Source organism: Devosia neptuniae, from assembly GCF_025452235.1.
In the GTDB taxonomy this organism is placed as follows: Bacteria; Pseudomonadota; Alphaproteobacteria; order Rhizobiales; family Devosiaceae; genus Devosia.
In genome coordinates, this window is the sequence record NZ_CP104965.1 from 1,287,459 (window position 1) to 1,311,880 (window position 24,422).

Consider the following 24,422-nt stretch of genomic DNA (forward strand, 5'->3'; position numbering starts at 1 on the left):
GTCTCATTGCTCCCAAAGCTGGTGAGAGTCCAGCCTTGCTGCAAGCCTGCGTCACTGCAAGGTGAAGCCCCCGGTCGCTGCGCGAAGGTGATCAGACGGCAAAATCATCAACGATTCCAATCCAGTCCACAGGATGGCCGCCTCGACGGAATGGCCCGGGAAGAGCTGGTCTGCAACCAGCGCATACAGGCCCAATTGCGTCAAATACGGCTCCGGCACGTCCTCCGGGCCGCCGGGCACCGACATGTCGGATTTGTAGTCGATCACCAATAGCCTTGAGTCGTCAATGACCAGCCGATCGATCCGCCCAGCCAGCCGGATGGGGGTGCCATCGCGTTGCGCCGCCACCGAAAACGGTACTTCCGCCCGGCTATTGGCGGCAAATAGCGGGGCCAGGTCGGGCTTTGTCAGGATCGACACGGCCTTGGCCCCGATCCGGGCATGCTGGTCGGGTGCTTCGGGCCATAAAGCGGCCAGCGCCTTGGGCACCACGGCCGGCCACAGGCTCGGCTCCACCCGGCCCAGATGCTGCAACAGGGCATGCAGCGCAATGCCTTCCTTGCGCGCCGCTTCGGCATCGCGCAGCTGTTCGGCCAGGCTATCGAGAGCCACGGCTGGCGCCACATGGCTGCGGGCCGACGAGGGGGCAACCAGTTTTGCCACCTTGGGCGCCGGCACCGCCGCAAAGGCCTGGGGCAGGCTGGCAGCGGCGGGCGTTTCGACCAGCCGCTTGACCGGTTGCGGCGCCTCCCGGTCGCGCGGATAGATCAGCGCGGTCTCGCGGCCATCCCCGTCGAGCACGATTTCGGCGTCCGCGCGGAGCGCTCGCTCGATGGCCTGATACCAGGTGCCCTCGAGCTGCCGTTCGGGTTTTGCCGAGGGGGTCAGCGCACCGGTGACGTAGAGTTCGTCTTCGGCCCGGGTCATGGCGACATAGAGCCGGCGCCAATATTCCTTGGCTAGGTTGGCCTCGACCTGGCTCTTTACCCCAAGGCTGCCCGGCACATGGTTCTTGCTGCCCGAGGCATGTACCAGCAGCGGGCCGGGCGCCTCGGTCAACAGGTAAACCGGCCGATTGACCTGATTGCCCTGCGGCTTGCTCGCCGCATCGGCCAGGATAACGATTGGGGCCTCGAGCCCCTTGGCGCCATGCACCGTCATCACCCGCACGCCATTGCCGGCCTCGGCCAGCTCGCGCTTTATCGAGGCCGCGCTTTGCCGCATGGCGACGACAAAGCCCTGCAGCGATGGCTGCGCCCCCTGCTCATGAGCCAGCGCCAGTTCCAGCAATTCGGCGAAGACCTCGTCTACTTCCTCGCCCAGCCGGGCGTGAAAGCGCCGCAGCCCGCCCTCGGCGTAGAGCACCTGGGTCAGGAATTCGAATGGTCGCTCGAAATCCAGTTCGCCGCGCCAGCGCGACAGGGCCCGATAGGCCTCGGCACAGCCCGGCGTGGTCGCGGTTTCCAGCGCCTGCCACAGCGTGCGGCCTTTCTCGCGCGGCTGGGCCAGCGCGAACAGCTCCTCCTCCCCGATGTCGAACAAAGGCGAGCGCAGCAGCGCGGCCAATTGCAAGCTATCGGCCGGATTGAGCAGCACATCGCACAGCGCCAAGAGATCCAGCACCGCGATATGGTCGGACACGGCCAGCCGGTCGGCGCCGGGCGTCGGCAATCCCGCCTGCCGCAGCGCGCGGATCACCTCCTGGAACACCGCCCCGCGCGATTGCACCAAGATCAGCACGTCATTGGGCCGCACCGGGCGGCCGCGATTGGTCAGCGGCCGCTTGGTGTCGATCCAGCCCTTGATTTCCCGCGCAATGCGCTCGGCGACCTGACGCGGCGCAGTTTTTTCGCCGCCCTCGGCCGGCTCTGTCGGCCATTCCCCGGCATCACCTGCCGAAGTGGCCTGTTGCAGTGGCGGCCACAAGCACACGCTGCCGCCCTTGGTGGGTCGGCTGGTGTCGTGATGCACCTTCTCGCTTTCGAGCAGCGCGTCCTGGATATTGGGATCGTCGCTGACCTTGTCTACCGCCGCCAGCACTTCGGGCAGGGTGCGAAAGCTCATATGCAGCCGCAGCGGCAGGAAGGGCACCTCAACCTCGGCAGCGCGGCGACGGAACAGCTCGCCGGTCGCGCCAAACAGGGTCGGCTCGGCCCCCTGGAACGAATAGATCGACTGTTTCTGGTCGCCCACTGCGAACAACGAGCGCAGCCGCGTCACGTCACCGGCGCCATTGAAGAATTCGTCGGCAATGGCCCGCACCACCCGCCATTGCTCGGGATTGGTATCCTGGCTTTCATCGACCAGGATATGATCGATGCCGGTATCGAGCTTGTACTGCACCCAAGGCCCGGCATCGGGATTTTCCAGCAGGTCACCCAGCTTTTCAACCAGATCGTCGAAATCGAGCAGCGAGCGCGCGCGTTTGTGCGCCTGATAGCGGGAGGCAATCAGCGCCACCACGTCAAGCAGCGCCTCGCTGCGTTCGACCAGCAGTGCCGTGCTGAGCGCATCGACCAGCGCCGTAACACGGGCCTGCTCGGCTTCGAGCAAGGTCACGATATCGGGGCGGTCCGCCTGCTGCTTGGCGGTCAGCAGCTTGCGGGCCGTGCCCTTGTCGGTGAGGAAGGCCGTGCGCAAGGTGCCGCCATCGATCGCATCGGGGTCCAGCCGTGCCAGCAGATCCACGAAGCGATTGTTGCCGCTGGGATCGCCGCCGAACAGCCGCACGATCTCCCTGATCCCCTCCGGCGTCAGCAGGCTTTGCTCGACCAATTGCCGCTGCAGCCCGGCCGAACTCTCCCCACTATGCCCCACCAGCTGGCGCAGATTGGCCTTGGCGCGCGGGATGTCGGCCAGCACTGCCTTGAGCTTGCGCCCATCACCCAGCGCCAATTCGATGGCGTCACTTAGCGCAAAGTCGCTGAGCAGGCCGAACAGCGTCTCGACCGCTGCCGTCGCGCCCTCGCCGCGCAGGCCTTGCGCCAGCACGGCCTCGCGCGTCTGCGTCAGCAGCTGGATGCGTTCCTCATCCTCGATCACCTTGAAATCGAAGGGCACGCCCGCTTCGAGCGGAAAGCGATGCAGCACCGATTCGCAGAAGGCGTGGATGGTGACGATCTTGAGCCCGCCCGGCGTCTCCAGCGCCTGGGCAAACAGGGTCCGCGCCCGCTCGACCAGCGCGGGCCGATAGGCATTGGCTTCGATCTCCTTGAGCTCCCGCACCAGTTCGGGCTCGGGCAGGGTGGCCCAGCGGGCCAGTTCCCGCGCCAGCCGGCCGCGCATTTCGGCCGCCGCCGCCTTGGTATAGGTGAGGCACAGGATGGATTGTGGTGTAGCTCCGGCCAGCAGCAGCCGCAGCACGCGCCGGGTCAACACAAAAGTCTTGCCCGAGCCAGCATTGGCCGACACCCAGATCGACAGGTTCGGGTCCGCTGCTTTTGCCTGATTGGTGCGGGTCTCTGGGGAAATGACGGGTTTACCGCGCTCGCTCAAAAGCCGTCCTCCTCGTCTTCGTCCACCGCGGTCCACTCGTCGACCCGCGCCAGATGGTCATAGGCGCCGGGGAACCGTTGCGTCTTGAGCGGCAGGATACGGGCCGGCATGGGCATCTGGTTGAACAGGAAAAAATCCACATGGCGCTGCATGCGCTCGGCAATATCCTGCGCCGCACTCATGATGGTGTGGCCCTCGCCCAGCGAAAAATCCTTGGGGCTGAAGGCCTCGGGCCCCAGCCCAACCTTGATATAGGTCAGTCGCGACGTGTCGGCCGGCGGCACGCCCGCCATGGCGCCCGCGCGCGCCATCTGCGCCTCGAGCAGCATTTGCGGCGCCTCGAACGCCTTCATTGCCCCCGGCGTGGGGAGCGAGCCGGTCTTGAAGTCGAGGATCTGCAAGGTGCCGTCGAGCATTTCATCGACCCGGTCGGCCCGCCCCTTGAGGGTAAAACCGGTGGGCAGCGGCCACAGCCCCGCGATCTCGGCATGGCGCCGCAAGACCTCGACATTGCGGGCGCGCTCGAAATCGAGGAATTGCCGCGCCGCCGTCTCGAAGCGCCGGATCCAGATGTCACGCCGCTCAGCAATGCCTTCGAGCCCCGAAAAGGCCTCCACCGCGAATTGCCGCAACAGCGCGGCGGCATTGGCGACCATCACGTCATGCCCCTCCTCGACAAAGCGGGCGAGGATGTCGTGGATAATGGTGCCGCGCTCGCGCGCCTCGGGTGTTTCGCCCAGCGCGTCGAGCGGTCGCAGCCGGAGCACATGCTTGGCATAAATGTCATAGGGCGAGCGCATCAGCGTTTCGATCTCGGTGACCGAGAGCTGGCGCGGCCGGGTCTCGACCGGCGGATTGGGCGCCGGCCGCGTAGCGGCGCGGGTTTCCGTCACCGCATCGAGCCGCCGCGCCTGTTCGAGCCACACCGCGCCGCGCTTTTGCCAGGCCGCCACATTGTCCTCGCCGGCAAAGGCCTCCAGCCGCTGCACCAGCCGCGAGGGCAAAGCGGGGCTGGTGCCGATGCGGCCGGAAAGGGCGATGATGATGCTGTCATTGCCCAGGCCCTGGGCAAAGTCATGCGCGGCCAGCCCCTGCCGCCGCTCGGGCGGTTCGAGCCCCGCCGCCAGCCGCATGCCCCGGCTGAGCCAGGGGCCGGGATCGGCCGCTTCGGGCCACTTATCCTCGTTGAGCGCGCACAGAATCAGCAGGTCCGGATTCATCAGGCGGGCTTCGATCTGCCCCCAGATGGCGATATCGGTGCGGCGCTCCTCGCGCGTCCGCACCTGGAACCCCGCCATCAACGCAGCCAAGACGCTATCGAGCCCGATGGGCGGAAAATTATGGCCCTCTCCGGCCTGCGCCGCCATCTGGCTGGCCCAATCGGCCAGTTCCGCGCGGCCGGGAATCTCGGCGCCGTCAGCCACCGCCTCAAAAGCCCTGCAGATCGCGGCAGCCAATGCGCTCGCCGTGATCCGGCGCTCGCCCAGCAGGGCCAGCAGCGGCGCCAGTGCCGTCTCGATACGGCCGAACAGCGCCTCGATGGCCTCGGCTTGTCGTGCATTCAGCCGCTTGGCCACATGGGGCGTCACCTCGACGACATTAGCCGCCAGCAGGGCACGCAGGCCCGCCAACCCCGGATTTGGCCGCTGCCCCCGCAACAGGCCCAGTTCGATATCGTCGGCCAACCGGGCAATATCGGAGCGGGCCATGCCGAAGCGGGCGGCGCGATGGCGCAGCAGGGCCATCATGTCCACCGGCGCACAATTGCCCGCAGCCAGGGTCAGGATTTGCCGCAGCAGCCGGCCTGCCGGGGATTGGAACAGCGGCGCGCCCGCCGCATCATCCACTTCGATGGCGAAGCGCTTGAGCTCGGCGGCGATGCGACGGGCCAGATTGCGGTCAGGGGTGACGATGCCCACGCTCTTGCCGCCAGCCAGGGCCTGCCGCGCCGCCAGCGCCACGGCGCGGCCTTCCTCGTCCTCATTGCGGGCCGCGATGATGGACAGACCATCGCAGGCCATGCCGATTTCGAGCTGGGTCAGGCGTTGCTCGGGCCAGCGCGCCGTATCCTTGGTCAGCGCCAGCGCGCGATTGACCAGAATGGTGCGCAGGTTGTTGCTCTGGCCCAGTTCGGTCACCGCCTCCACCGTCGCCCCCAGCAGCCGCAGCAGCCGCGCCAGGCCATATTGCGGATGGCCATGGGGATTGTTGGCTGTATCGAGCAATGCCGCGTAATCGGCCTCGCTCATGCTGCAATCGAGCCCCGGCAGCACTACCGCCCCGCGCGGCAGTTGGTGAATGGCCTTGAGCAGCCGCGCAGTAGCAGGGATCGATCCGGTGGAGCCTGCCGCGATCACCGGCCGGTCGCCCCAGAGCAAAGGCGCCGCCGCTGCCTGCCGGTCGAGCCGCAGGCCGCGCAATCTCATGCCGTCTTCGAGCCCCTTGGCCGCCAGCCGCTCGGGCCAGTAGCTGAGCGCGATGTCGAGAAAGGTCAGCGTCTGCTGCCAATAGGCGCCCAGTTCACCCGCCAGTTCGGGCACGATGGCACGGATATCGGCGGCGCTGCGTTCTTCGGTCAGCAGGTCATCGATCAACGCGCCCAGTGACTCGGCCATGGAAAGGATTTCGGCGGCCGTGGGCGGGCTGGAAAACGCCTGCCGCCCAGCCGGCGTTTCCGCCCAGGCCGCCACCAATTGCGACAGCACCAGCCGCCGTTCCAGCGCAGTGGTTATGGGAGGGGTCGCGGCGACATCGAAGGGCGGCAAGAACGGCTCTTCGTCGGCTGTCTCGCCGCCAAAGGTGCGAATGTCGGGCAATAGGCCCGTGCCGCGCCGGGCAAATTCATCGGCCAAAACCTGCTTGGCCCGCCGTGTGGGCACGACAATGGTGACATCGCTCAGCCAGAACGGGTTATTGGCGCGGTCCCACCCGCCCAGCAGCGTGCCATCCATCACCCGCTCAGCCAGCGTGGCGAGAAACCGCTCATGCGGCGGTATGGAATATAGGCTCATCGCGCCAAAAGCCGTTCGGTCTCGGCCAGCGCCTGGGGATCGCCCACATGATACCAATCGGCGTCCAGCGCCACGCCAAACAGGGCTTCGCGCTCCAGCGCCGCTTCGAAAATATCGTTCAGCGAAAACGCCCCGTCGGCAGCGTCGGCGAACCAGCTTTTGCCCAGCAGCGCCACCCCACCGTAAATCACCGGGGCGCCATAGTCGCGGGTGATCCGCCCCATGGGGTCGAGGCAAAAATCGTGGCTGCGATCAAATCCGGTCGCCCGCCGCGGGTGTACGCACAGCAGCACCACGGCCTCGTCTTCAGCCTCGAACCGCCCGATCATCCGCCCCAGCGGCTGGTCCTGCCCCTCCGGCCAGAAGGCGTCGGTATTCATCACGAAAATCGGGTCCGAATGCAGCATGGGCAGCGCCCGCTTGATGCCGCCCCCAGTTCCCAGCAGATCATCCTCGCGGCTGACCTTGAGCAGCCCGCCGAAATGGGCCAGCAGCTGATCGGCCCGATAATGGGCATTGGCGACAAAGCGCTTGGCGCCCTCGGCTCGCGCATTGGCCATGATCCGCTCGATCAGCGGCACGCCCAGCACCGGCACCAGCGGCTTGGGCACGCTGTCGGTCAAGGGCCGCAGCCGCGTGCCCAGGCCCGCCGCCAGCAGCATCACATCGGGGAATCGGGGTTCACTCATGGCCGGATTTGAATGGTTCCCCCCGCTTTGTCCAGCGCCCCTATGCCCGCAGCACCCCGCCACTCGCCTTGGTCACCGCCGCCACCACGGACGCGGAGACCTTGTCGATTTCCTCGTCTGTCAGCGTCTTGTCCAGAGGCTGCAATGTCACTTCGATAGCGACCGACTTTTTGCCCTCGCCCACATGGCTGCCTTCGAACACGTCGAACACGCTCACATCGCGGATCAGCCCCTTGTCGGCCCCGCGGGCCGCCTTCAGAATCGTCGCGGCCGTCACGCCCCGATCGACCACAAAGGCGAAATCGCGCGATAGTGGCATCTGTCCCGACAGCGTCAGCGCCGGCTTGGTCTTGGTCGCCTTCTTGCGCGCTTCGGGCAGGGCATCCAGATCAAGTTCGAATCCCGAGACCGGCCCTTCGATATCGAGCTCGGCCGCCCAGGCCGGGTGCAATTCGCCAAACCAGCCCAGGGTCACCTTGGGGTTGAGCGCAATACGTCCGCCGCGGCCGGGATGGCTCCAGGGCGCCGGCTCGGCAAAAATCTGCACCTTGTCGATATCGACACCCAAGGCATCGAGCACAGCACCGAGATCGGCCTTGGCGTCGAACACGCCCACCGGCTCGGCCTTGCCGCTCCAATGGCGGCCGGCGCCGCTCAGCTTGGCGGTGCCGGTGCGAATGCCGGTGGCATAAGTGTGCTGCCCGTCCGGCGTGTCGCTCAGGAACACCTGGCCGACCTCGAACAGCGCCAGATCGCTTGTACCGCGATTGGCATTGCGCCGCGCCGCCGCCAGCAGCCCCGGCAGCAAGGAAGGCCGCATGTCGGTCATGTCCGAGGCAATGGCATTGGCCAATTGCAGGCTTTCCTGCCCGCCGCCGAAGCGCACCGCCTCGGCATGGGGAATGAACGACCAGGTCACCGCTTCATCCAGCCCGCGCGCTGCCAGTGCCCGGCGAGCGATGCGGCGGCGGTTCTGGATGCTGGTCAGCATACGCTGCGCCACGTGGTTGAGCCGCGGCAGCGGCTCGACGGGCACATTGTCCACGCCCACCATGCGCATCACTTCTTCGACCAGGTCCGCCTTCTGCGTCACATCCGGCCGCCAGCTCGGCACGTTGACCGTCCGCGTCTCGCCCGTACCCGACAGCACGAAACCCAGCGACGTCAGGATCGCCTCGATCCGCTCCGCGCCAAGCTCCAGCCCGGTCAGGCGCTTGACCTCACCCAGCGGGAATTCAACAACGGTGTCGGGGAAGACATCCTCGCCCGAAATCGCCGGCTCCATCGGCTCGCCGCCGCACAGTTCGAGCACGAGGCGTGTCGCCAGTTCCAGCCCTGGCTCGGTCAGCGCCGGATCGACCGAGCGCTCCAGCCGATAGCGGGCATCCGAAACGATGCCGGTCTTGCGGCCGGTGCGGGCAATCAGTTCGGGGTCCCAGCTGGCGCATTCCATGAAGACATTGGTGGTGCCCTCGGTCACGCTCGACCGAATGCCGCCCATCACACCGCCCAGGCACAGCGCGCCGATATCGTCGGCAATCACCGTCATGGTCTCGTCCAGCGCATAGATCTTGTTGTCCAGCGCGTCGAAGGCTTCGCCGGGCTTGGCATTGCGCAGCAGTGGGGCGCCGGCAATCTTGTCGGCATCATAGGCATGCAGCGGTCGGCCCCAGCCCAACGAGACCAGGTTGGTAATGTCGACAATGGCGTTGATCGGGCGCAGGCCCACGGCGCGCAGGCGCTGCTGCAGCCAATCGGGCGATGGTCCGTTCCTGACGCCCTTGATATAGCGCCCGCCAAATTTGCGGATCGCCTTGGGCTCGTCAGCCGAGAACAGCAGGGGCAGCGGCGCAATCGGGCTCTGGCCCTTGGATGGCACCGGCGACATATCCGTGGCTTTCAGCGTCCCCAGCCCGAATGCTGCCAAGTCCCGCGCCACGCCATAAACCCCGGTGGCATCACCGCGATTGGGGGTGATGGCGATATCGAACACCACGCCATTGATCCCGGCATAGTCGACATACTTCTGGCCAATCGGGGCATCCGCCGGCAGCTCGATAATGCCGTCATGTTCGTTGGAAAGTTCGAGTTCGGCGGCCGAGCACAGCATGCCATTGGAGGGCGCGCCGCGGATGCTGACACCGGCCTTGAGCTCGAAATCCTTGCCCGGAATATAGGTACCGGGGAAAGCGAACACCGATTTCATCCCGGTCACGCAATTGGGCGCGCCGCAGACCACGTCGATCAATTCGCCCGTACCCGCATCGACCTTGCAGATATTGAGGTGGTCGGAATTGGGATGGGGTTCGGACAGCACCACATGGGCCACGACAAAGGCCGAGAGCGCCTTGCCCTGGTTTTCGACGCCTTCCAGTTCCAGCCCGACCGAGGTCAGCGCCGTGCCGATCTCCTCCACCGTGGCGGTGGTGTCGAGATGCTCCTTGAGCCAATCGAGGGTGAATTTCATTGTTTTGGCACCTTAGCGGAAATCGGACTTGCTGCCGGTGATCGGCGGCAGGGCACGGGAAATCTTGAACAATTCGACCAGCACATGGGCAAAGCCCCGCGCATCATCGATGGCTTTATGAGTATGGGCGATGTGGCCGTAAAATTCGGCCGGCAGCTTGCTCATGCCCCAATCGAGATAGGGCGCGCCGCGCAAAGTGCCGGCCATGGTGTAAAGGCACACCCCGCCGCCTTTGAAAATCTGCCGGCTCTTGAACGGCCCGCTCAGCACGCGCGTGCCGGCGAATTCGTCCAGGTAATGGTCCATCCACAGCCCGTCGAAAATCATCGGCGCAGCAACAAACACCTTTGGCCCCGGCAGGCTTTCCACCCAATCGGCAAAGCGCGGCATGACAACGGATGGTTCTTCGGCATTGGCAGTGGTTGCCGCCCAGGCCTCGGGCTGGGTCGCCCACCAGGCCATGGTCTGCTCATTGGTGGTCCGATCCGGCCGCTGCGTCAGCTGCGCCTCGAACTCGCCATGGCGCGTGCCATCGGCCTCGATGGCGACCGAAGCAAAACTCAGCATGGAATTATGCAGCGGCGTCGGCCCATCGCTTTCGATATCGGTGACGATGAAGATCGGATCGAGCGGAATGTCGCTCATCTTAGCTGCTCAGCCCCCCGAACAGCGTCGGCAGGTCGAGCGGGCGGAAGCCGTAATGGTCGAGCCAGCGTTGGTCGGCGTCGAAGAAGGCGCGCAGATCGGGCATGCCGTATTTCAGCATGGCGATACGGTCGATGCCCATGCCCCAGGCAAAGCCCTGATAGACGTCGGGATCGAGCCCCGCGTTGCGGATCACATTGGGATGCACCATGCCGCAGCCCAGGATTTCGAGCCAATCGCTGCCTTCGCCGATCTTGACCTCATTGCCCGAGCGGTCGCATTGCACGTCCACTTCCATCGAGGGTTCGGTGAAGGGGAAGAAGCTGGGGCGGAAGCGCAGCGTCACGTTGGGCACTTCGAAATAGGCCTTGAGGAATTCCTCCAGCACCCAGCGCAGCTGTCCGATATGGCTCGACTTGTCGATCACCAGCCCCTCGACCTGATGGAACATCGGGGTATGGGTCTGGTCTGAGTCATTGCGATAGGTGCGGCCCGGCATCACCACGCGGATCGGCGGATCCATCGGCGGGGTCAGATAGCTGGCGGCCGGCTTTTCATTGGTCCGCTGCATCACCCGCATCTGCACCGGCGAGGTGTGCGTGCGCAGCACTTTTTTGACGCCATCGGCGCCCGGCTTCATGAAGAAAGTGTCGTGCATTTCCCGGGCCGGATGGCCTTCGGGGAAATTGAGCGCGGTGAAGTTGAAATAATCGGTCTCGATATCGGGCCCTTCGGCGATCGAGAAGCCCATGTCCGAAAAGATCGCGGTGATCTCGTCAATGGTCTGGCTGATCGGATGGATGCGGCCGCGCGCCGTGGGTGCTGCGGGCAAGGGCAGGGTGATATCGACCGTTTCGGCCTTGAGCCGCGCGTCGAGCGCTGCCGCCTTGAGCGCGCCGCTCTTGGCTTCGATCAGCCCGGCAATCTCCTGCTTGAGCCCATTGATGGCCGGACCCGCGCTTTTGCGCTCGTCCGGGGCCATGGAGCCCAGCGATGCGAGGAGTGCGGAAACGCTGCCCTTCTTGCCCAGGGCCGCAACACGCACAGTGTCGAGCGCGGCATCGTCGCCGGCATTGGCAATGGCGGCCGAAAGTTCGGCGCGGAGGGTGTCGATCTGGCTATCGAGGGACATCTAAGGAGCTTCCAAATGAACTGCGGGCGTTAGACCAAAACAAAACGCCTCGCGCCAGCCCTTTCGGGGTAGCGCAAGGCGTCAATTTGGGCCTCAGCGTAAGCGAGGTATTAGGCGGAGACGCGCTCGTGGGTCGTCTTTTCGACGCCTTCGAGATACGCGAGTGCTGCCTTGGCCTTTTCGACCAGCACGCCGAACGCTTCGGGCTGGGTGATCGCGAGATCGCTCAGCACCTTGCGGTCGACGGCAACCTCAGCCTTGCTGAGGCCGTCGATAAATCGGCCATAGGTCAGGCCGTAATCGCGCACGGCAGCGTTGATACGCTGGATCCACAGGGCGCGGAAATTGCGCTTCTTGACGCGACGATCGCGATACGCGTACTGGCCGGCCTTTTCGACGGCCTGCTTGGCGATACGGATCGTAGACTTGCGGCGGCCATAATAGCCCTCCGCAGCCTTCAAAACTTTTTTGTGACGGGCGTGGTTGGTAACGCCTCTTTTAACGCGTGACATGTGTCAGCTTCCTTTTCAGCGTTTTAGCGGTTGTACGGCATGTACCACTTGACCAGACCCTCGTCGCCCTTGGACAGGATCTTGGTGCCGCGGTTGGTGCGGATGTACTTTGCGTTGTGGTTGATCAAACGGTGACGCTTGCCTGCGACACCAGCCTTGACGCGACCGGTCGCTGTGAAACTGAAACGCTTTTTCGCGCCAGATTTCGTCTTCATCTTGGGCATTTTGCGGGTCCTTTAGAGTATTTGGATGGATTTGGGCCCATCGCATTCAAGAATCGCCACGGCATGCCTGTTGGCCGGGCGGTCCGGAGAAGTGGGCTCTATAGGGGGAAAGCCGGGGGAAGGCAAGAGCCCGTTGCCTTACCCGTGGCTATTGGCCATTCCGCCCTTGGGCTCGCGATAATTGCGCAGGGCAATCAGCACCGTCACGGCCAGCACAGCGATCAGGCTGGCCGCGGTCAGCAAGACCGTGCCATGGGCGCTGGAAAACGCCTCCCGCGCCGCCCGGGCCAGGGCATTCCCATTGGCGCCATCCAACCCATTGGCCGCCACCATCGCCTCGCCGATGGAGTGGCGGGCGCCTTCGGGCACCAGCCCGGCCAGATTCTGCGGCACCACCATGCCGGCGCCATAGCTGGCCGCCAGCAGCACGCCGAAGAAGGTGATGCCCAGTCCCGCGCCCAGCTCGTAACCAGTGGCTTCGAGTGAGCCGGCGGCGCCCGCCTTCTCGGGTGGCGCACTGCCCATAATGGCGATGGATGAAGCCGTCAGCCCGATGCTGAGCGAGAGGCCCAGCAGGACCATAAAGACGATCACGCCCAGCCCCGGCTGATGGAAATCGCTCACGCCCAGCCCGGCCAATGCAGCAGCCGCCGCCGCCAGCGACAGCACTGCCACCGCCCGCAGACCCAGACGATTGCTCAGATAGCCCGCCAGCGGCCCGCCCAGCGCCGAAGCGACCACCAGCGGCAGCATGAACAGCCCCGCCTCGAGCGGAGATTTGCCAACCACAAATTGCAGCTCCTGCGCAATGGTCAGCTCCACCCCGGCCAGCGAGCCGGACACCACCAGCGCGATAATCATGCCCATGGAAAGGGCCGGCCGGGTGAAGAGGCTCAGATCCAGCATGGGCGAAGCCGCGGTCAATTGCTGGCGAGCAAACCAGAGCAGCAGGCCCAACCCGGCCACCAGCGTCGCGCCGGTCACCAGCGGCGAAGACCCCGCCTTGAACCCCGATTTGATGGCGTAGACACTGGCGATCAGACCGCCGATCAGGATCAGCGCCTGCCCAATGGTCCAATTGCCGCCGCCCCGTGGCTGGCGCCTGGGCACAGCAAAATAGGCCAGCGGCCATACCACCAGCATGATCGGCACATTGACCAGGAACACCGAGCCCCACCAGAAATGCTCGAGCAGAACGCCGCCCGCCAGCGGCCCCAGAGCCGCGCCGGCCGAGCCCACTGTACCCCACAGGCCCAGCGCAATGGCGCGTTCGCGATCATCCTCGAAGGTCTGTCGGATGATGGCGAGAATGGAGGGCATGACCATGGAGGCGCCCAAAGCCAGGATAACCCGCGCGCCGATCAGTGCCATGGCATTGGGTGCAAAAGCGGCCAGCACCGAGGCGAGAATAAAGATCGCCAACCCAACCAGCATCATGCGGCGGTGACCGACCCGGTCGGCCAGCGTACCCATTGGCACCAATAGCCCCGCCATCATCAGCGGATAGATATCGATGATCCACAAGATCTCGGTGCCGCTGGCGCCCAAAGCGAGCGTCAGCGATGGCACGGCAATATGCAGGATCGTCATATCGACCACGATCGGCACGAAAGCCAGCATGACGGCGAGCAGGGTGAGCCAACGATTGGCGGGGCGAGACATCGAAAACCTCTTTGCGCAAGGCGCGAATTTCATTGTTATAAGACAGGGCGTGATATATATCCGTCCAGACGGTTTTAAAAGAGAGAAATGATGGGCCGACGCCAGACGATCGATCGCGGCACGATTCTGGATGCCGCCGAACAGGTGGTGCTGCGCGATGGCGCGGCCCATCTCACCATCGATGCGGTGGCGGCCGAGGCGGGGGTCAGCAAGGGCGGCGTGCTCTATGCCTATGCCAGCAAGGACATATTGATCGACGCCATGCTGGAGCGGGTCGTTGCCGTCTATGACAAGCTGGCCGAACAATTCCTGGCCGAGGCCGGGGATCACTCCGAGCGCCACATCCTGGCTCATGTGCAGGCCAGCGCGGGCGCAGATCCCACCAGCGGTGGGCGGGCGGCCGCACTGATGGCCAGCTTCATCCGCTCCCCGCAATTTCGCAGCAGCACGATCGATTATTATCGCGGGCTCTTTGCCCGCATCGATCCTGCAACCGAACGCGGCCGGCGCGCCCGCCTGGCGCTCCTCGCCGCCGAAGGCGCTTTCACGCTGCGGGGCTTTGGCTTGCATCCCTTCAGCGATGCCGAATGGCAGACCATCCACGATGATATTATCGCGGTGCTGCTGAGCTGAGGGGGTAACGGAGAGCCCGGATATCAGCCCCGACCCAACATCGGCTCCAGATGATCCTCGAACAACAGTCCCGGCTGTGCCGCCAGCGCGTCGCCATAGAGCTTCTCCGCCTCAAGCGAAATGCGCAGGAACCGCGCGACTTCCACCGCGTCCGCTTCCGGCAGTCCGTAATAGCCCGCCTCCACGCGGCCCAGAATCACGGTCTTGCTGGCGATCATTCCCGCCGCGACATTGGCGCCATTGCTCATCGAACTCGATCGCTTGATATAATCATGCAGCGGCGTGCCCAGATGCCAGGATTGCGGCACCCCCCGATAGAGCTGCAGCAGCAATTCGAGATCGGTCATATTGCTGATGGTGGTATCATAGCGCCCGTCGGTGCACCGGCGGTCCCACACGATCATCGAATCCATCGAAAGGTTCAGCCATTTATGCGCCCCGGCCCGGACCAGCCGGTCCGGCCCCATTGCGACATGGCGCAGATGCACGAAACTATCGCTCATCACATCGAGCGCCGTGCTGACAATGGCGTGATCGGCCAAAGCCGCCACGGCCAGCGCCAGTTTTTCCGGCTTGAAGCGGTCGTCGGCATCCAGAATCGCCACATAGGGCGCCGAGCTGGCCTCAAGCGCCAGATTGCGGGCCGCCGAGGCCCCGCCGCCCACCACGCCGCTCGAGAGCTGTAATATACGTTTATCGGCAATGCCCTGCCTGCCCAGCAATTCGGCATAGTCGACCCCGTCATCGCTGACGATCAGCAATTGGAAATGCGGATAGCTTTGCGCCAGCACGCTGGCAACGCTGGACCCGATTGTATCCTGGGCCCGATAGGCCGGCATGATCACGGCGACAGTTTCAGTCATTTGCGCGTCAGCATCCGTTCATAAACAGGACTGCATTATGCCGGACTTGAACCGGGCAGGTCATTGTCCCATATCTTCGTCAGGCGCTGGATGCCACTCTCTTTGGGTCCTCTGCCAAGACGTTGCTTGTGACCAAGGACGGCGTAGATGTCGCGTATTTCGGTGTTTTCCGCCCCATTTCTCCTCGGCTTTGATGCCTTTGAGGAACGAGTTGATCGGCTGGCCAAGTCCGCCGACGGCTACCCGCCCTATAATATCGAGCGAACTCAAGATGATACGGGAACCGAACAGTTTCTCGTCTCCATCGCGGTCGCCGGTTTTGCGGTTGATGAGCTCGAAGTGATCGCCGAGGACAATCAGATCATTGTCCGTGGCCGGCAGAAGGATGAGGCTGGAAAGCAGTATCTGCATCGCGGTATCGCCGCGCGGCAGTTCCAGCGTTCCTTCCTTCTTGCTGATGGCATGATCGTGAAAGATGCAACTTTAGGGCACGGTATGCTCGTTGTTGCTCTTGAGCGCCCGCAAGCGCCAAAGATCGCCCGACGTATCGACATTCGCTCAGTTTGAGGAAAGGGCCGACAAATGTATGAAAAACGCAATGATGCGCCCGCTACGGACGCGCCCGTCCATCCCCTCAGGGGCTTGACCCCTGCCCAGTTCATGGCTCTGGGCGGCGATGCCGTCGTCTATGTGCGCCCGGTCGACGGGCAGACCCTTTCGACCATGATTGCGGACGCCCAGTTCGACGATGATGAACTCTACCAGCTGGTCATGTCGGCCGATGGAACGCCACTTCTCGTCACCGACACGGAAGATGCCGTGGCTGATTGGCTGGGCGACAAGAATCTGGGCCTCGCCACGGTGCATTAGCGCCGGGCCGTAGGCCAGCAAGCAAAAACCCCCGGAGACGATCCGGGGGTTTTTCTATTCGGACTGGCCGTTTCAGGCGGCGTAATGGCCTTCGAGCGGGCTGGTCAGCAATTGATAGAGCCGGTGCGGATCATCGGTTCGCCGCAGATCGTCCACCACGCTTTCGGTGCGCAACAGGCGCGCCACCCGCGACAGGGCCTTGAGGTGGTCGGCGCCGGCCCCGGCAGGGGCCAGCAGCATCATCACGATATCCACAGGCTGGTCATCGACCGCGTCGAACTCAATGGGATCGTCCAGCCGCGCGAACACGGCAGTGACCCCATCAAGGCCCGCAATCTTGCCATGGGGAATGGCAATGCCATTGCCCAGGCCAGTGGAGCCGAGTTCTTCCCGGCTGGTGATGGCGGAACAGATGTCTTCGACCGGGCGCCCGGTCATCTCGGCTGCCTTTGCGGCAAGCTGTTCAAACAACTGGCGTTTTGATTTCAGGCTCGTGCAAGAAAGCACTGCCCGTTCCGCCAGGATATCGGACAATTCCATAAAGTCTGCCTTGACTATTGTTGGCTCAATTGTGGCGCCGGGCGCGTTCAATTGGTCCCGAGGGCGGGATCGATCCACCCAATATTGCCGTCGGAGCGGCGGTAAACCACATTTAGCCCGCCATGTCCAGCATGGCGGAACATCACCACCTGGCCGCCGGTCAGATCGAGCTCCATCACCGCCTCTTCCACGCTCATCTGGCGCAGGTTCTTGGTGGTCTCGGCGATCACCGGGGGCGCGTAATCGGCGTCCAATTCGTCGAACTCATCCCCCGCCCCAAACACGGTATATTGCGCGGTCACCCCGTCCGAAACGCCATTGGGTCCCTTGCGGTGGGACTTGAGCTTGCGATTGTAGCGGCGCAGCCGTTTTTCGATATTGAGCGCCATGATTTCATAGGCCGATGTGGCGTCGCCGCCCTGGGCGCTGGCCTGCAAGGTCGCGCCGGTATCCAGATGCACCACGCAATCCGCGCGGAAGCCGATGCCGTCGGGGGTAAGGGTCAGGTGGCCGTCATAGCCGCCGTCGAAATATTTCCCGACGACCGTGGCGAAATGATCCGCCGCCTTGCCGCGCAGCGCATCGCCCACATCCATGTTCTTTCCCGAAATGCGTAAGGTCATGGCTTCCTCTTCCTTCTTGTCGTTGTTATCGACACGAGGATCTCCGAAAGCCGGTTCCCGGATTTCGGGATCACGTCTCGCCTGTACTCAAAATGGGTACGCGACATCCATGATGCTAGCCCCGCTGGCCTTGCCCATGCAATGCGCAACTCCCCGCTTGGGACCGTTAAAGCAGATGACTTCGCCCAAGTTTGGCCATAGCCTTCGCGGGCCGTTAAAGCGGGGCGGCGATTTGCGGCGATGTCGCAGCGGGCCAATGCGGCAGCGTGCCTAGTATTTGGCGCTGGAATCGCTGGCCGGGAAGCTTTCGTCGACTGCTTCGTCCTGGTCATCCCAGTCCTTGGGCGAATCGGCCTGCGCCTCCTTGCCGGCATTGCGCACCTGGACGGGGCTATCCTTGGGTCCGGGTTTCTTGCCGTCCTTCATGGCGGCGGCATCGGGCCTTGATTTATCACGACTGGGTTTTTTGAGCATGGCGACCTCCTGTCTGCTGTCCGGTATTAACCCATGCGCGCGGTGTGGGGTTGCAAGGTCTGGCACCTGAAGTCTCGGGCTTGGAGTCTTGCCTCCACCTCTGGTAAAGAGCGGCCATGACCGAGATGCGCGCCACTACCAAGAAGCTTTTCATCAAGACCTATGGCTGTCAGATGAATGTCTATGACAGCGACAGGATGGCCGACGCTTTGGCGCCGCAGGGCTATGAGCCGACCGGCGACATTGCGCAGGCGGACCTCGTGCTGCTCAATACCTGCCACATCCGCGAAAAGGCTTCGGAAAAGGTGTTTTCCGAGCTGGGGCGGCTCAAGGAATTGCAGAGCGAGCGCCGCGCTTTGGGTGGCGACATGATGATCGGCGTGGCCGGTTGCGTGGCGCAGGCCGAGGGCGAGGAAATCGCCCGCCGCGCTCCGGTAGTGGATATGGTGTTCGGCCCGCAAGCCTATCACCGCCTGCCCGCCATGCTGGCCCGCGCTGAGGCGCAGCGGCATATGCATCCCTCGCTAAAGCAAGCTGTGATCGACACCGACTTCCCCGAGGACGACAAGTTCGATCACCTGCCGGCCCCCAAAAAGGAAGTGACGATCAAGCGCGGGCTGACCGCGTTTTTGACCGTGCAGGAAGGCTGCGATAAATTCTGCAGCTTCTGCGTGGTGCCTTATACCCGCGGCGCCGAAGTTTCCCGCCCGGTGAGCCAGGTGATTGCCGAGGCGCGCGGGCTGGTGGAAGCCGGCGTCAAGGAAATCACGCTCTTGGGCCAGAACGTCAATGCCTATCACGGCGTCGACGGCGCGGGCCGGGCGGTGGGCCTGGGTGAACTGAGCTATCTGCTGGCCGAGATTTCGGGCCTGGAACGGCTGCGCTATACGACCAGCCATCCGCGCGACATGGACGATGCCCTGATCGCAGCGCATCGCGATCTCGATATTTTGATGCCCTATCTGCATCTGCCGGTGCAGTCGGGATCGGACAGCATTTTGAAGGCGATGAACCGGCGCCACACGGCGGCCGAATACATGAAGGTCATCGAACGCATCAAGACAGCGCGGCCGGACATGGCGCTCTCGGGCGATTTCATCGTCGGCTTCCCCGGCGAGACCGATCAGGATTTCGAGGACACGCTCAAGATCATCGCCGATGTCGGCTATGCCTCGGCCTATTCGTTCAAATATTCGACCCGCCCCGGCACGCCGGGCGCCAATTTGGGCGATCAGATCACCGAAGAGGTCAAGAATGAACGCCTGTGGCGGCTGCAGGATCTGGTCAATAGCCAGACCACCGCCTTTCATGCGAGCTGCGTCGGCAAGACCCTGCCGGTGCTGATTGAGCGGCCGGGCCGCATGCCGGGGCAGGTGGGCGGGCGCTCGCCCTATCTGCAGGCCGTGCATCTGGAGGGATCGACCGATCTGATCGGGGCGATCCATCAGGTGGAGATTATCGGGACATCCACCAATTCGCTGGTGGGACGGCTCAGGCAAGCACAGGCGGCTTGAAGTCCTGCCGGACACCGGCTTGCAACACCACAGCTTTGCATTACTCCTAGTGGTTTGAACCAGGAGCGCAATTGAGTGGCGGATCCCATTGAATTTCACACCCCGCAATCCTCGTATTCCAAGGCCGACCTGCTGAGTTCGGCCCGTGGCGGCTATTTCGGGCCGGGCAATGCGCAATTGCCCTCGCCGCCCATGCTGATGATGGACCGGATTGTCGCGATCAGCCTTGATGGCGGGGAACACGGCAAAGGCCATATCGTGGCCGAATTGGATATTTCGCCCGAGCTTTGGTTCTTCGAGTGCCATTTTGCCGGCGATCCGGTGATGCCGGGCTGCCTGGGGCTCGACGCCATGTGGCAGATCATCGGCTATTGGCTGGGCTGGTCGGGTTCGCCCGGCAAGGGCCGCGCGATCGGGGTTGGCGAGGTCAAGTTCAAGGGCGACATTACCCCCAAGACCAAGCTCGTGCGCTATGAAGTGGACATGCACCGGGTCAAGCGCGGCGCGCTGACACTCGGCCTGGGCGATGGCCGCGTGGTGGCGGATGGCAAGGTGATCTACACGGCCAAGGATATGAAGGTGGGCCTGATCAGGCCGGCAAGCTAGAAGCTCTCCGTTGCGGCGGCCTGGCGCCCGGAAATCTATGTGCCGACAGCGGGTGCAATCAGTTCCAGGGTTGGGAAATAGGTGCGATAGCGCCCGACATCGCGGGTCAGGAGCGGCATCGCCTCGACGGCTGCGTGCGCGCCGATGAAAAAATCCGGCAACACCCCTGATCTGACGCCGCCCGCCCGCCGATATTGGGCAAACACCTTTCCAGCCAGGAATAGTGCCGATTTCGGTATCGGGGTCAGCACAAGGCCAGCCTCGCTGAGGAAAGCGTTTAGAGCCTCTATGCGCTCGTAGCGCACGGCCATTTCGGCATAGACGACGTCATTGATCAGCAGCGGTCCCTTGAGCGATGCGATTTCCAGCTGGGACAGGGACCAACCGGCCCAATCCGGATCGTCGGTCACCAGATCGAGCAGGACATTGGTATCAACCAGGATCACGTGTCGCCGCGAGTCAGCGCCATGATGGCATCGGTACTCAATCCCTTGCCGGCGTGGCCGCGCAGCTTGGCAAAGCGGCTGGGGGGAGCGGGATCGGCGCGGACCAGAATGATCTGCCCTTGGGGCGTACGGCGGAAGTCCACGCGCGTTCCAGGTTCAATACCCAGCAGGTCGCGGACGGGCTTGGGAATGGTGACCTGCCCCTTGCTTGTTACTGTCGCGCTCATCGACCTGATCCTTGGTAAGGAATGTTTTTCTCAAGGTATTACTTGATGGGTCGCCGTTCAAGCACCATCTGGTGTGTGATGACCACACAGACAGTCACAATATTGCTACAGACATCACGCGCAAATCGGCCTAGCCTTGGCCTTGTATTCGCGGTGCAAGCCCGCGCCGCGTTCCTTTCGGGAGCCACATCAGTTTGAGCAGGCACTTGTCACCGACCGCCGACAACGCACTCGCATCGCAACTCGAACTCGCTTTTGAAGACAATCGTCTGGCTGCACAGCTCTATGGCGATTTTGACCAGAACCTGGCCCTGATCGAACAGCGGCTCAAGGTTTCGGCCACTCCCCGCGGCAATCATGTTCTGCTTAAAGGCGCGGCCAGCTCGGTCGACCAGGCGCGGCGCGTGCTGGAATCGCTCTATGCCAGTCTCGAGGAAGGCCGCAGCGTCGACATTGCCGACGTGGACGCAGTGATCCGCATGATCGAGACCGAGGACAGCCAGCTGACCCTGCCGACGCTGGAACGCAAGGGCAAGGTGCGCATGGCCCAGATCGCCACGCGCAAATCCACCATAGTCGCCCGCACGCCCGCCCAGGACGCCTATATGCGCGCCATGGACCGGAGTGAGCTGGTGTTCGGTGTGGGTCCGGCCGGTACGGGCAAGACCTATCTGGCGGTCGCGCATGCCGCTTCGCTCCTCGAACGCGGCGATATCAATCGCATCATCCTGTCGCGGCCGGCCGTCGAAGCAGGCGAGCGGCTGGGCTTTTTGCCGGGCGATATGAAGGAAAAGGTCGATCCCTACCTGCGCCCACTCTATGACGCGCTTTACGACATGATGAAGCCGGAAAATGTCGAGCGCTGCATCACCTCGGGCATTATCGAAGTGGCGCCTCTAGCCTTTATGCGCGGCCGCACGCTGGCCAATGCCGTGGTCATTCTGGACGAAGCCCAGAACACCACCTCGATGCAGATGAAGATGTTTCTGACCCGTCTGGGCGAGAACTCCAAGATGATCGTCACCGGCGATCCGACCCAGGTCGATCTACCGCGCGGGGAGAAATCGGGGCTGGTCGAGGCAGTGCATCTGCTCGATGGCGTCGAGGGCGTGCATATCAGCCGATTTAACGATAAGGACGTGGTTCGCCATGCTCTGGTGGGTCGCATCGTGCGGGCTTACGAGGCTGATACGGCCAAGAAACTGGCTGACAAGGCCGAAGGAAGCACGCGCTGACTGCACTACCCATAGACATTGCTATTATTCGCAATGATGAAAACTGGCCGGAGGATTTCGATCCTCTGGCCGAACGCGCCGTGTTGGAGGCGCTCAAGCATGCCAAGCCCAAGATCAAGGGGGCGGCCGAGCTGTCCATTTTGCTCACCAATGACGAGGAGCAGCACGAGCTCAACCAGCAATGGCGCGGCAAGGACAGCTCGACCAATGTGCTGAGCTTTCCCCAGATCGAGCCCTTCGGACCGGTTGTTGGCATCCTGGGCGACATTACTTTGGCACGCGAAACGCTGGAGCGGGAAGCGACTGAACAGGACACGAGCCTGTCCGATCACTTCACCCATCTCGTGGTGCATGGATTTCTGCATATTTTAGGGTATGATCACCTTACCGACGCCGAGGCCCTTCAAATGGAGAGCCTTGAAACCCAGATATTGGCGGCATTGGGGATAGACGACCCCTATGCCGATTAGCGCGGTGCCCCTATAATTGGGGCGCAGTTTCCCATTTGAGGATAGAAAGCCGCAATTCTTGCGGCATCATGCCAATGAACGACAGCGACAGTCTGGGCCACACAGCGCCCACCAATCCCGAGCCTCCTTCTAGTCCCGCCCCCGTCCAGTCACGGGGGCCTTCGATCTGGAACCGCATCAAGGCTATGCTGGCCTTGCGCACGGTTTCCCTGCGCGACGACCTGCAGGTCGCGCTCGAAGAGCAGGGCAGCGCCGAAACCGCCGACTTTTCCGAAAGCGAGCGGACCATCCTGCAAAATGTGCTCAAGCTTTCCAATGTGTCGGTTGCCGACGTGATGGTAGAGCGCAGCGATATCCAGGCCATCGAGTTCGATATCAACCTGGGCACGCTTCTGGCCAAATTCCGCGAAGTCGGCCATTCGCGCCTGCCGGTCTATGACGATGGGCTGGACAATATTTTGGGCTTCATCCACGTCAAGGACGCCTTGGGCAAGATCACCGAGCCGGTGACGGACCCGAGCAAGGATGTGCCGGTCAAACTGGTTTCCACCGTGCTCAAGCAGAAAATCGGCAAGTTCGATCTGCTGCGCACGGCCATGTTCGTGCCCACCTTCATGCCGGTGGGCGATCTGCTGCAATCCATGCGCGCCTCCCGCGTGCATATGGCGATCGTGGTGGATGAGTATGGCGGCACGGACGGATTGGTAACCATCGAGGATCTGCTCGAAGCCGTGGTTGGCGAGATCGAGGACGAACACGACGAGCTGGCCGCAGCGCTGATCCGCAAGGTGGGGACCGATACCTATATCGCCGATGCCCGCGCCGAGCTGAGCGATGTGCGCACGCTAATCGGGCCGGATTTCGACCCCGGCGAGTTCGGCGAGGAAGTGGAAACCATTGGCGGCTTGGTGTTCGACCTGGCCGGGCACGTGCCCAAGCGGGGCGAACGCGTCACGCGGCTCGATGGCTTCGACTTTGAAATCCTGGCCGCCGACAGCCGCCGCATCAAGCGGCTCCGCATCCGCCGCAAACGCCCCGAAGGCGAGCCGCTGGCGATCACCGACCAGCGCAGCGAAGCCGAAAAGGCCGCAGCAGAATAAGAAAAAGCCCGGAGCGATCCGGGCTTTTTTGGTTTTTGGGCGCAGTGGCTTTCCGGCGCAGGCCGGAATCTGTGCTGAGCAGTGCGAGGGAGCCTGCTCTTTGCTCTCCCATCACGCGCCCGAGTTCTCCCACTCACCGAGTCATTCCCGCGAAGGCGGGAACCTCTGTTTGCTTGTCTGACACCCGAAACGGAGGTTCCCGCCTTCGCGGGAATGACATCGTGGGGTGAGCGCATTGTGGAAACTGCGGGCACCTACGGAAGGGCCACCGAGCCAAACGGCCAAAAGTAAAACAAAAGGCCCAAGGATTGCTCCCTGGGCCTTTGGCTTGCTGCGTAACTTTTAAGATCAGACCTGCTGGACCGATTCGACGCCGGGGACGAAGTGGCGGAGCAGGTTTTCGATGCCGCTTTTGAGCGTGGCAGTGGAGGACGGGCAACCTGAACATGCACCCTGCATGTGGAGGAACACCGTGCCTTCCTTGAAGCCCTTGAAGATGATGTCGCCGCCATCCATGGCGACGGCCGGCCGCACCCGGGTGGCCAGCAATTCCTTGATCACTTCCACGGTTTCGCTATCTTCGGTTTCGAAGAATTCCTCGACCTCGTCGAAGTCGGCCGCCGGAGCGGCGCCTTCAGCGATGACGGGCTTGCCGGACAGGAAATGGTCCATGATGACGCCGAGAATGGCCGGCTTGATATGGGCCCAATTGGTGTCATCCTTGGTGACCGAGATGAAATCGGAACCCAGAAACACGCCGGTGACGCCGGAAATCGCGAACAGGCCCGTGGCCAGCGGCGAGGCTGCGGCGGCATCGAGATTGCGGAAATCGCGCGGTTCGCCAACCAGCACATCGCGTCCGGGCAGGAATTTGAGGGTTGCCGGATTGGGCGTGGCTTCGGTCTGGATGAACATCGATGATCCTCGGACGGGCAGGTTCTACACTTAGAACGCTTCTAAAATAGTCTTTTGAGCGCGGAGTGC

The 24,422-nt window shown here is 63.3% G+C and carries 24 protein-coding genes; 8 read left to right on the top strand and 16 right to left on the bottom strand.

All coding sequences use genetic code 11. The features are described from left to right. Positions 1-51: 51 nt before the first annotated feature. The 9 genes from addA to N8A98_RS09065 all read right to left on the bottom strand — a co-directional run bounded on the left by addA (position 52) and on the right by N8A98_RS09065 (position 13,837). Positions 52-3,495 carry a double-strand break repair helicase AddA gene (gene addA / locus N8A98_RS09025; protein ID WP_262170776.1) on the bottom strand — a complete coding sequence of 1,148 codons (3,444 nt, stop codon included), beginning with the start codon at positions 3,493-3,495 and terminating at the stop codon, positions 52-54. Continuing rightward, the gene (addB, locus tag N8A98_RS09030; RefSeq protein WP_262170777.1) at positions 3,492-6,506 is read right to left on the bottom strand and encodes a double-strand break repair protein AddB; all 3,015 of its coding nucleotides are present in this window, start codon (positions 6,504-6,506) and stop codon (positions 3,492-3,494) included. Before addB ends, addA begins: the two co-directional genes overlap by 4 nt. Then, on the bottom strand, positions 6,503-7,195 hold the full coding sequence (locus N8A98_RS09035; protein WP_262170779.1) for a nucleotidyltransferase family protein: 693 nt from the start codon (positions 7,193-7,195) through the stop codon (positions 6,503-6,505). The genes addB and N8A98_RS09035 overlap by 4 nt, the downstream gene beginning before the upstream one ends. Before the next feature lie 40 nt (positions 7,196-7,235). Next, positions 7,236-9,662: a phenylalanine--tRNA ligase subunit beta gene (pheT, locus tag N8A98_RS09040; protein WP_262170781.1), complete on the bottom strand. Its 2,427-nt coding sequence runs from the start codon at positions 9,660-9,662 to the stop codon at positions 7,236-7,238. A gap of 12 nt (positions 9,663-9,674) precedes the next feature. Then, on the bottom strand, positions 9,675-10,307 hold the full coding sequence (locus N8A98_RS09045; protein WP_262170783.1) for a 3'-5' exoribonuclease: 633 nt from the start codon (positions 10,305-10,307) through the stop codon (positions 9,675-9,677). A 1-nt stretch (position 10,308) separates the two neighbouring features. Beyond that, complete coding sequence (pheS, locus tag N8A98_RS09050) at positions 10,309-11,439, bottom strand: phenylalanine--tRNA ligase subunit alpha (RefSeq protein ID WP_262170785.1); 1,131 nt, start codon at positions 11,437-11,439, stop codon at positions 10,309-10,311. A gap of 110 nt (positions 11,440-11,549) precedes the next feature. Then, entirely contained in the window at positions 11,550-11,951 is a 402-nt protein-coding gene (rplT, locus tag N8A98_RS09055) for a 50S ribosomal protein L20 (RefSeq protein WP_035099237.1), read from the bottom strand. Between the two features lie 23 nt (positions 11,952-11,974). After that, positions 11,975-12,175, bottom strand: a complete 201-nt coding sequence (gene rpmI, locus N8A98_RS09060; protein ID WP_035099236.1) for a 50S ribosomal protein L35 — start codon at positions 12,173-12,175, stop codon at positions 11,975-11,977. 138 nt (positions 12,176-12,313) lie between these two features. Then, a complete protein-coding gene (locus N8A98_RS09065; RefSeq protein ID WP_262170788.1) occupies positions 12,314-13,837 on the bottom strand; it encodes an MFS transporter in 1,524 nt (507 codons plus the stop codon). An 87-nt stretch (positions 13,838-13,924) separates the two neighbouring features. On the opposite strand from N8A98_RS09065, the gene N8A98_RS09070 reads away from it, so the two are divergent. After that, the gene (locus tag N8A98_RS09070) at positions 13,925-14,470 is read left to right on the top strand and encodes a TetR/AcrR family transcriptional regulator (RefSeq protein WP_262170790.1); all 546 of its coding nucleotides are present in this window, start codon (positions 13,925-13,927) and stop codon (positions 14,468-14,470) included. A 23-nt stretch (positions 14,471-14,493) separates the two neighbouring features. Here the strand turns inward: N8A98_RS09070 and N8A98_RS09075 are convergent, their stop codons facing one another. Next, complete coding sequence (locus N8A98_RS09075) at positions 14,494-15,333, bottom strand: glycosyltransferase family 2 protein (protein WP_262170792.1); 840 nt, start codon at positions 15,331-15,333, stop codon at positions 14,494-14,496. 147 nt (positions 15,334-15,480) lie between these two features. Between N8A98_RS09075 and N8A98_RS09080 the strand changes: the two genes are divergently transcribed. After that, positions 15,481-15,900, top strand: a complete 420-nt coding sequence (locus tag N8A98_RS09080) for an Hsp20 family protein (RefSeq protein ID WP_262170794.1) — start codon at positions 15,481-15,483, stop codon at positions 15,898-15,900. 15 nt (positions 15,901-15,915) lie between these two features. Continuing rightward, the gene (locus tag N8A98_RS09085; RefSeq protein ID WP_113123504.1) at positions 15,916-16,203 is read left to right on the top strand and encodes a DUF1150 family protein; all 288 of its coding nucleotides are present in this window, start codon (positions 15,916-15,918) and stop codon (positions 16,201-16,203) included. A gap of 72 nt (positions 16,204-16,275) precedes the next feature. On the opposite strand, the gene N8A98_RS09090 is transcribed toward N8A98_RS09085, so the two are convergent. The 3 genes from N8A98_RS09090 to N8A98_RS09100 all read right to left on the bottom strand — a co-directional run bounded on the left by N8A98_RS09090 (position 16,276) and on the right by N8A98_RS09100 (position 17,840). Beyond that, positions 16,276-16,743: a PTS sugar transporter subunit IIA gene (locus N8A98_RS09090; RefSeq protein WP_113123503.1), complete on the bottom strand. Its 468-nt coding sequence runs from the start codon at positions 16,741-16,743 to the stop codon at positions 16,276-16,278. Positions 16,744-16,790: 47 nt separating this feature from the next. Next, complete coding sequence (locus N8A98_RS09095) at positions 16,791-17,366, bottom strand: ribosome hibernation promotion factor (RefSeq protein WP_113123502.1); 576 nt, start codon at positions 17,364-17,366, stop codon at positions 16,791-16,793. A gap of 270 nt (positions 17,367-17,636) precedes the next feature. After that, positions 17,637-17,840 carry a hypothetical protein gene (locus tag N8A98_RS09100; protein ID WP_262170798.1) on the bottom strand — a complete coding sequence of 68 codons (204 nt, stop codon included), beginning with the start codon at positions 17,838-17,840 and terminating at the stop codon, positions 17,637-17,639. A gap of 116 nt (positions 17,841-17,956) precedes the next feature. On the opposite strand from N8A98_RS09100, the gene miaB reads away from it, so the two are divergent. Further along, positions 17,957-19,354 carry a tRNA (N6-isopentenyl adenosine(37)-C2)-methylthiotransferase MiaB gene (gene miaB, locus N8A98_RS09105; protein ID WP_262170800.1) on the top strand — a complete coding sequence of 466 codons (1,398 nt, stop codon included), beginning with the start codon at positions 17,957-17,959 and terminating at the stop codon, positions 19,352-19,354. Positions 19,355-19,429: 75 nt separating this feature from the next. Next, positions 19,430-19,960 carry a bifunctional 3-hydroxydecanoyl-ACP dehydratase/trans-2-decenoyl-ACP isomerase gene (fabA, locus tag N8A98_RS09110; protein WP_262170802.1) on the top strand — a complete coding sequence of 177 codons (531 nt, stop codon included), beginning with the start codon at positions 19,430-19,432 and terminating at the stop codon, positions 19,958-19,960. A gap of 35 nt (positions 19,961-19,995) precedes the next feature. Here the strand turns inward: fabA and N8A98_RS09115 are convergent, their stop codons facing one another. Beyond that, positions 19,996-20,406 carry a type II toxin-antitoxin system VapC family toxin gene (locus N8A98_RS09115; RefSeq protein WP_262170804.1) on the bottom strand — a complete coding sequence of 137 codons (411 nt, stop codon included), beginning with the start codon at positions 20,404-20,406 and terminating at the stop codon, positions 19,996-19,998. Next, positions 20,403-20,633, bottom strand: coding sequence for an AbrB/MazE/SpoVT family DNA-binding domain-containing protein (locus tag N8A98_RS09120; RefSeq protein ID WP_262170806.1), 231 nt, complete (start codon positions 20,631-20,633; stop codon positions 20,403-20,405). Before N8A98_RS09120 ends, N8A98_RS09115 begins: the two co-directional genes overlap by 4 nt. A 188-nt stretch (positions 20,634-20,821) precedes the next feature. Between N8A98_RS09120 and N8A98_RS09125 the strand changes: the two genes are divergently transcribed. The 3 genes from N8A98_RS09125 (at position 20,822) to N8A98_RS09135 (ending at position 23,438) form a co-directional block, all read left to right on the top strand. Continuing rightward, the gene (locus N8A98_RS09125) at positions 20,822-21,868 is read left to right on the top strand and encodes a PhoH family protein (RefSeq protein ID WP_390888832.1); all 1,047 of its coding nucleotides are present in this window, start codon (positions 20,822-20,824) and stop codon (positions 21,866-21,868) included. After that, positions 21,865-22,338, top strand: coding sequence for an rRNA maturation RNase YbeY (ybeY, locus tag N8A98_RS09130; RefSeq protein WP_390888833.1), 474 nt, complete (start codon positions 21,865-21,867; stop codon positions 22,336-22,338). Before N8A98_RS09125 ends, ybeY begins: the two co-directional genes overlap by 4 nt. A gap of 74 nt (positions 22,339-22,412) precedes the next feature. Next, the gene (locus N8A98_RS09135) at positions 22,413-23,438 is read left to right on the top strand and encodes a hemolysin family protein (protein WP_262170812.1); all 1,026 of its coding nucleotides are present in this window, start codon (positions 22,413-22,415) and stop codon (positions 23,436-23,438) included. Positions 23,439-23,786: 348 nt separating this feature from the next. Here N8A98_RS09135 and N8A98_RS09140 read toward each other — a convergent pair whose 3' ends face one another. Further along, positions 23,787-24,353: a NifU family protein gene (locus tag N8A98_RS09140; RefSeq protein ID WP_113123494.1), complete on the bottom strand. Its 567-nt coding sequence runs from the start codon at positions 24,351-24,353 to the stop codon at positions 23,787-23,789. Between the last annotated feature and the right edge of the window lie 69 nt (positions 24,354-24,422).

What these genes read in the sequence shown, in the direction of transcription:
- N8A98_RS09045 (WP_262170783.1), bottom strand. Translation starts at nt 10,307, where the DNA reads ATGAGCGACATTCCGCTCGATCCGATCTTCATCGTCACCGATATCGAA.
- rplT (WP_035099237.1), bottom strand. Translation starts at nt 11,951, where the DNA reads ATGTCACGCGTTAAAAGAGGCGTTACCAACCACGCCCGTCACAAAAAA.
- pheT (WP_262170781.1), bottom strand. Translation starts at nt 9,662, where the DNA reads ATGAAATTCACCCTCGATTGGCTCAAGGAGCATCTCGACACCACCGCC.
- N8A98_RS09090 (WP_113123503.1), bottom strand. Translation starts at nt 16,743, where the DNA reads ATGGAATTGTCCGATATCCTGGCGGAACGGGCAGTGCTTTCTTGCACG.
- rpmI (WP_035099236.1), bottom strand. Translation starts at nt 12,175, where the DNA reads ATGCCCAAGATGAAGACGAAATCTGGCGCGAAAAAGCGTTTCAGTTTC.
- N8A98_RS09135 (WP_262170812.1), top strand. Translation starts at nt 22,413, where the DNA reads ATGAACGACAGCGACAGTCTGGGCCACACAGCGCCCACCAATCCCGAG.
- N8A98_RS09080 (WP_262170794.1), top strand. Translation starts at nt 15,481, where the DNA reads ATGTCGCGTATTTCGGTGTTTTCCGCCCCATTTCTCCTCGGCTTTGAT.
- N8A98_RS09120 (WP_262170806.1), bottom strand. Translation starts at nt 20,633, where the DNA reads ATGAGCGCGACAGTAACAAGCAAGGGGCAGGTCACCATTCCCAAGCCC.
- miaB (WP_262170800.1), top strand. Translation starts at nt 17,957, where the DNA reads ATGACCGAGATGCGCGCCACTACCAAGAAGCTTTTCATCAAGACCTAT.
- N8A98_RS09035 (WP_262170779.1), bottom strand. Translation starts at nt 7,195, where the DNA reads ATGAGTGAACCCCGATTCCCCGATGTGATGCTGCTGGCGGCGGGCCTG.
- N8A98_RS09075 (WP_262170792.1), bottom strand. Translation starts at nt 15,333, where the DNA reads ATGACTGAAACTGTCGCCGTGATCATGCCGGCCTATCGGGCCCAGGAT.
- pheS (WP_262170785.1), bottom strand. Translation starts at nt 11,439, where the DNA reads ATGTCCCTCGATAGCCAGATCGACACCCTCCGCGCCGAACTTTCGGCC.
- N8A98_RS09095 (WP_113123502.1), bottom strand. Translation starts at nt 17,366, where the DNA reads ATGACCTTACGCATTTCGGGAAAGAACATGGATGTGGGCGATGCGCTG.
- N8A98_RS09070 (WP_262170790.1), top strand. Translation starts at nt 13,925, where the DNA reads ATGATGGGCCGACGCCAGACGATCGATCGCGGCACGATTCTGGATGCC.
- N8A98_RS09085 (WP_113123504.1), top strand. Translation starts at nt 15,916, where the DNA reads ATGTATGAAAAACGCAATGATGCGCCCGCTACGGACGCGCCCGTCCAT.
- addB (WP_262170777.1), bottom strand. Translation starts at nt 6,506, where the DNA reads ATGAGCCTATATTCCATACCGCCGCATGAGCGGTTTCTCGCCACGCTG.
- N8A98_RS09140 (WP_113123494.1), bottom strand. Translation starts at nt 24,353, where the DNA reads ATGTTCATCCAGACCGAAGCCACGCCCAATCCGGCAACCCTCAAATTC.
- N8A98_RS09065 (WP_262170788.1), bottom strand. Translation starts at nt 13,837, where the DNA reads ATGTCTCGCCCCGCCAATCGTTGGCTCACCCTGCTCGCCGTCATGCTG.
- N8A98_RS09100 (WP_262170798.1), bottom strand. Translation starts at nt 17,840, where the DNA reads ATGCTCAAAAAACCCAGTCGTGATAAATCAAGGCCCGATGCCGCCGCC.